Annotated in this window: 5 protein-coding genes; all 5 read left to right on the forward strand. The window is 71.2% G+C overall.

Annotated elements, in window-relative coordinates; genetic code table 11:
• Nucleotide 1 precedes the first annotated feature (1 nt).
• The 5 genes from M8I34_RS39710 to M8I34_RS39730 all read left to right on the forward strand — a co-directional run bounded on the left by M8I34_RS39710 (nucleotide 2) and on the right by M8I34_RS39730 (nucleotide 6,193).
• The gene (locus tag M8I34_RS39710) at nucleotides 2-1,741 is read left to right on the forward strand and encodes an APC family permease (RefSeq protein WP_250057957.1); all 1,740 of its coding nucleotides are present in this window, start codon (nucleotides 2-4) and stop codon (nucleotides 1,739-1,741) included.
• Between the two features lie 230 nt (nucleotides 1,742-1,971).
• Nucleotides 1,972-2,151 carry an SPOR domain-containing protein gene (locus M8I34_RS39715; RefSeq protein ID WP_030085734.1) on the forward strand — a complete coding sequence of 60 codons (180 nt, stop codon included), beginning with the start codon at nucleotides 1,972-1,974 and terminating at the stop codon, nucleotides 2,149-2,151.
• Nucleotides 2,152-2,202: 51 nt separating this feature from the next.
• Nucleotides 2,203-2,625 carry a (deoxy)nucleoside triphosphate pyrophosphohydrolase gene (locus M8I34_RS39720; RefSeq protein ID WP_030085736.1) on the forward strand — a complete coding sequence of 141 codons (423 nt, stop codon included), beginning with the start codon at nucleotides 2,203-2,205 and terminating at the stop codon, nucleotides 2,623-2,625.
• A 277-nt stretch (nucleotides 2,626-2,902) separates the two neighbouring features.
• A complete protein-coding gene (locus M8I34_RS39725) occupies nucleotides 2,903-3,364 on the forward strand; it encodes an ATP-binding protein (protein ID WP_244420231.1) in 462 nt (153 codons plus the stop codon).
• Nucleotides 3,365-3,535: 171 nt separating this feature from the next.
• The gene (locus tag M8I34_RS39730; RefSeq protein ID WP_250057959.1) at nucleotides 3,536-6,193 is read left to right on the forward strand and encodes a SpoIIE family protein phosphatase; all 2,658 of its coding nucleotides are present in this window, start codon (nucleotides 3,536-3,538) and stop codon (nucleotides 6,191-6,193) included.
• Nucleotides 6,194-6,250 lie beyond the last annotated feature (57 nt).

Raw genomic sequence — 6,250 nt, forward strand, 5'->3', positions numbered from 1 at the left:
GATGGCGAAGTTTGTGCACGGCACGGGGGAAGACCAGGAGACCAAGCACGTGAGCACGACGAAGACCCCGAGCGCGGAGCAGGGCTCGCACTCGAATTACCGTCGGTCCCTCGGGACCATCGCCCTGACCGCCACGGGTCTCGGGTCCATCATCGGCTCCGGCTGGCTCTTCGGGGCCGAACGCGCCGCTGCCATCGCCGGCCCGGCCGCGATCCTCGCCTGGATCATCGGAGCGCTCGTCGCTCTCACGATCGCGCTCACCTACACCGAGCTCGGATCGATGTTCCCGAAGGCCGGCGGCATGGTCCGCTACGGCCAGTACTCGCACGGCTCGCTCGCCGGATACCTCGCGGCCTGGGCGAACTGGATCGCGATCGTCTCGGTCATCCCGGGTGAGGCCACCGCCTCCGTCCAGTACATGAGTTCCTGGGACTTCGGCTGGACGCATGCGCTCTACGACGGCAAGGAGCTGACCGGCACCGGCGTCGGGCTCGCCAGCGTCCTGCTGATCTTCTACTTCTTCCTCAACTGGTTTGCGATCTCGCTGTTCGCGAAGACCAACACCGCGATCACGATCTTCAAGGTCGTCGTCCCGGTGCTGACCGCGAGCGCGCTGATGTTCGCGCACTTCGACACGAGCAACATCGTCCACCACGGCGGCTTCACGCCGAACGGCTGGAGCTCGGTCTTCACCGCCGTCGCGGTCTCCGGCATCGTCTGGGCCTACAACGGCTTCCAGTCCCCGCTGAACATGGCCGGTGAGGCCCGCAACCCCGGCAAGTCGCTCCCGAAGGCCGTCGTCTGGTCGATCGTGATCGCGCTGGTCATCTATGTCGCGCTTCAGGTCGCGTTCCTGATGGCGGTGCCCGGCGACAAGCTCGCCGCCGGCGGCGGCTGGGCCGGTCTCGGCTTCAACTCGCCGCTCGCCGACCTCGCGGTGGCCTGGGGCCTGAACTGGCTGGCGCTGCTGCTGTACGCGGACGCCTTTGTGTCGCCGTCCGGTACGGGCATGATCTACGCGGCCACCACCTCGCGCATGATCCACGGCGTGCAGGAGAACGGCCATCTGCCCGGCATCTTCGGCAAGGTGGACAAGAAGACCGGTGTGCCGCGTCCGGCGCTGCTGCTCAACCTCGTGATCGCCTTCCTGTTCCTCGCCGTCTTCCGCGGCTGGGGCTCGCTCGCCGAGATCGTCTCGGTCGCCACGGTCATCTCGTACATCACCGGACCGGTCGCGGTGATGTCGCTGCGCCGGCTGTCCCCGGACCTCAAGCGCCCGGTCCAGCTGCGGGCGATGCCGGTCATCGCGCCGATCGCGATGATCTTCGGCTCGCTGGTCCTGTACTGGGGCCGCTGGCCGCTCACCGGCAAGGTCATCCTGATCATGGCCGTCGGACTGCCGGTCTGGGCCTGGTACGAGATCGGCAAGCCGCTGACCCAGGGCCGCAAGCCGTGGGCCCAGCTGCGTCCGCACCTCAAGGCCGGTGCCTGGATGGTGGCGTATCTGCTGGTCATGGCCGCTGTCTCGTACATGGGCGGCAAGGACTTCGGCGGCAAGGGCTATCTGCCGGAGGGCTGGGACATCCTCGTGGTCGCGGCGATCGGCCTCGCCTTCTACTACTGGGGTGTGCGCAGCTCCTGGCGTAACCCGACACTGCTCCAGGCCGAGGCCGAGCTCCAGGCGGCGGACGAGGACGACGCCGCGGAGACCGAAGCGGCCAAGGCGCCCGTCGGCGCCTGAGCCCGCTCCGCTCCATCCGTTGCCCGAGCGTCTCTCGGGCCCACCGGCCACTCGCGGGCCGCTTCCGGTACGCCGGGGGCCCGCGGGTGGCCGGTTCGGTACCTCTTTGTGTAAATCCATATCCGCTGAGTGAAGGTCGGGCGTAGGGTCGGGCATATGCGGATTGCGATTTCGGCATCAGCAGACCAGGGGCGTGCGACGGCGCGCTACGCGGCGGACGGAGGGGCGCAATGACCGAGGGTGGAGCGGTGCTCCCCTGGCTCGTCATCCGCCAGGACGAAGGTGGCAACCGGTATCGCGTGGGCCGCTATGCCACCCGGGCGGAGGCGGAGCGGGTGGCCACCCGGCTCGAAACGCGGGGCCACCAGCAGCTTTATGTGGTCGAAAAGGCCGATCGGGCGACGACCTGAGGGACGGCCGGCGGGAAGCGGGACGAGGGCGGGGGACGTAGGCTGCCGCGCATGACGACCGTGCGCGTAGTGGTGGGCGGAGCGGTGTGCGAGCGCGGGCGGCTGCTGGCCGCACGGCGCAGCGCACCGCCCGCGCTGGCCGGCCGCTGGGAGCTGCCCGGCGGCAAGGTGGAGGACGGCGAGAGACCCGAGCAGGCGCTGGAGCGAGAGCTGCGCGAGGAGCTGGGTGTCGAGGCGGCCGCCCTGGAGCGGATTCCGGGCGAGTGGGTGCTGCGGCCCGGCTATGTCCTCCAGGTGTGGACGGCCCGGCTGGTGTCCGGGGTGCCGCGGCCCCTCCAGGATCACGACGAGCTGCGCTGGCTGCTGCCCGGCGAGGAGTCCCAGGTCGACTGGCTGGACCAGGACCGCCCGGCGGTCGCCGAGGCGATGCGCCGGCTGGCGACGACGGCCGGGGCGCCGAGCGTACGGCCGTAGCCGCCGCACCGGCCCGTACGGCGTCCGCATCGGCCCGTACAGCGTCCGCACCGGCCCGTACGGCGTCCGCACCGGTCCGTACGCGCCCCCTGCCCGTACGGACACCTTCAGCGCACATCCCTGTCCGCCGTCTTGGCTGCCTCACCCCGGCGCGCCGATATGTTTCATTTGTGCCACAGTGCACCGTTGCAAGCGGTACTGAGGCATGGATATCGGGTATGTCCAGATTGACCCCTTCGGTGTAGGCAAGGGGACGGGGATGCCATCGGGCTGGGATGTGATCGGCGTGAGCGACAGCGCAGCGGCAGGGGTCCCGGAGCCGGGCTCCGGGAACGTCCGCAGGCGCGGCAAGGCCTCCGGTGCACCCACGGCCGAATGGAGCTTTCCGGCCGACCCCGGGGCGGTGCGCACGGCCCGCACGGCGGTCCGGCGGGTGCTGATCGACTGGGGGCTGAACGGCGCCGCCGATATGGCCGTACTACTCGTGAGCGAGCTCGTCACCAACTCCCTGCGTCACGCCAGCGGGCCGATCGGAGTCCGTATGGTGCTGCTGAACACCGACGGGCTGCTCGTCGAGGTCTCCGATCCGCTGCCCGATCCGCCGCAGGAGCGCGACGCCGCTCCCGACGACGAGGGGGGCCGTGGATTGCAGCTGGTCGCATGCAGTTCGCGGCGCTGGGGGACCCGTCGCGGAAAGAGTGGCAAGACAGTGTGGTTCGAGCTCTCGGTGGCTGGTTAGGAGAGAGGTGGGGTACTGATCGTTGCCAATTCATCGACATTCTGTAGATGGGCTGCGATCGAGACTGTGCTGTGATCGTGAAGACCGTGTTCCGGATAGCCGAGGTGCTGGATACTCAGGCGGGTCCGGTCCGGGCACGATGAGCTGGAGGGGACGGGGCTCGTGAGCGAGATGTCATCTGGCGGGGCAGAACCCGCGCAGGCCGATGGTCAGGGCGGTGCGGACGGCCCCGGTGAACCAGGTGCCCTTCCGCGCGCGCGCGAGCTGCAAGGCCCGCCCATATGGCAGAGCAGCCGGCCCGGGTCGATCTATGACTACATCCGCGTGGCCTCCTTCTCGCTCGGGCCCGACGGGCGGATCGACCAGTGGAGCGAGCGGGCGGAGCACATGCTCGGCATCCCCGCCCGCTACGCCCTCGGCAAGGACCCCGTCGAGGCCTTCGTCCCCCGTGAGTTGCGGGCGACCAGCCGCCGCAAGGTGTCCGAGATCCTCGACGGCCGGGAGTGGACCGGCCTGGTGCCCTACCGCAGGGAAGAGGGCGGGGACGCCGACGGGCTCGCCGAGATCTATGTGATGCCCTCGCGCGACGAGAACGGTGAACGGGCCGCGGTCTGTCTCGTCGTCGATGTCCGGGCGCTGCGCGGCATCGAGACCGACCTCGCCGCCTCGCAGGCCGTTTTCGGTCAATCTCCCATGGGTTTCACCCTGTTCGGCACGGATCTGCGGCTGCTGCGGGTCAACGAACGGTTCGCCACGGTCTTCGGCGGCCCGGCGAGCAAGTACCGCGGCTGCGGTCCGCACGACTTCCTGCCGCGCTCCGAGGCCGAGCGGATGACCGCCGCGCTGCGCCGCGTCCTGGAGACCGGAGAGCCGGTCACCGAAATGCAGTTGGTCGGCATGGCGCCCGGCGAGGAGGACCGCCGCCGCTGGTCGGTGTCGCTCTACCGGCTGCACGGCGCCAGCGGCCGCCCGATCGGTGTCGCCGCGCTCGCCGCGGATGTGACCGGCCGTCGGCGGGCGGAGCGCGAGGCCGCCAGCGCCCGCCGTAACCTCGCCCTGCTCAACGAAGCCGGCGCCCGGATAGGCAACTCCCTGGATCTGGAGACCACCGCCCGCACTCTGCTGGACGTGGCCGTACCGCAGTTCTGCGATCTGGCCTCGGTGGACCTCTACCAGGGCCTGCTGTCGGGCGACGAGGCTCCGCCCGGCATGAGCGACGGCAGCGCGGAGCTGCGCCGGGTCGCCTTCGCCAGTGCCGTGTCGGACGCCCCGCTCCCCACCGCCCCCGGCGACGCACCGGGCGCGGTCGCGGTCGGCGCCGTCCACCGCTACCCCTTCAACTCCCCCTGCGCGGGCGCCCTGCGGACCGCCCACGCCCAGATCATCCCGGGCCGGGAGAGCGACGACGGGCCGGAGCTGGGCGCGGTGGTGCACTCCACCCTCGCCGTCCCGATGGTCGCCAGGGACACCGTCGTCGGACTGGTGCAGTTCTCCCGTACGAAGGGCAGCGAGCCGTTCGGGGAGCGGGACACCGCGCTGGCCGTCGAGCTGGCCGCGCGCGCCGCGGTCTGTATCGACAACGCCCGCCTCTACCGCCGTGAGCACGAACGCGCACTCATATTGCAGCGCAGCCTGCTGCCGCCCGGCGACCCCGAGGCCGCCGGTCTGGACATCGCCTGCCGCTATCTGCCCGGCACCACCGCCACCGAGGTCGGCGGCGACTGGTTCGATGTCATCGAACTCCCGGGCCACCGTACGGCGCTGGTCGTCGGCGATGTCATGGGACGCGGGCTGCGCGCCGCCGTGGCGATGGGAGAACTGCGCACCGCGGTACGGACCCTGGCGCTGCTGGACCTGGAGCCCGCCGAGGTGCTCTCGGCGCTCGACGAGATCGCCCGCGGGCTCGGCGGCGACGGCGAGGGCCGGTCGTCCAGCGCGCGCTCCGCCCGCAGCCGGTCCGAGGGCACGGGGGAGCCGCGGCGCTCCGCCCGCACCGCCGACCTCTCCGAGGTCTACCTCGCCACCTGCGTCTACGCCGTCTACGACCCGATCACCCGGCGCTGTACGTTCGCCAACGCCGGGCATCTGCCGCCGGTGCTGGTCGAGGACGGCGAGGACGCGCTGCTGCTCGACGTCCCGCCGGGGATGCCGCTGGGCGTCGGCGGCGAACCGTTCGAGGAGATCGAGGTCGAGCTGCCGGACGGTGCGCTGCTGGCGCTCTACACCGACGGCCTGGTGGAGTCCCGCCACCATCCGCTGGACGAGGGGCTCCAGGCGTTCCGGACGGCCCTCTCGGGCGCCGACCGTCCGCTGGAGGACGCCTGCGACCAGGTCCTGAGCGCCATGGACACCTCGCACGGCGAGGACGACATCGCGCTGCTGATGGCGCGGGTGCACGGGCTGCCCAAGGACGCGGTGGGCGACTGGAGTCTGGCGCCGGAGGCCCGTTCGGTGGCCCGCGCCCGCGAACTCGCCCGTGACCAGCTGACGGACTGGGGCCTCCAGGACCTGGTCGACACCACGGAGCTGCTGGTCAGCGAGCTGGTGACCAATGCGCTACGGCACGGCCACGGCGAGATCCGGCTGCGGCTGCTGCTGGACCGCACCCTGGTCTGCGAGGTCTGGGACGCCGACCTCGCCCAGCCCCGCCGCCGCCGCGCCCGGGACACCGACGAGGGCGGCCGCGGGCTCCAGCTGGTCGGTCTGCTGAGCCAGGGCTGGGGCAGCCGCCGTACCCCGCGCGGCAAGACCGTGTGGTTCGAACTCGCGCTGCCGGACGGGGAGTCGGCGGCGGTGGACCCGGCGGAAGCGCTGCTGAGCCTGTTCTAACGCTGCTGAGTCTGTTCCGCGGAGGCGGACACCGACGAGGGCGGACGTGGACGTGGG

The sequence above is a fragment of the Streptomyces sp. MCA2 genome (assembly GCF_023544705.1).
GTDB lineage: Bacteria > Actinomycetota > Actinomycetes > Streptomycetales > Streptomycetaceae > Streptomyces > Streptomyces decoyicus.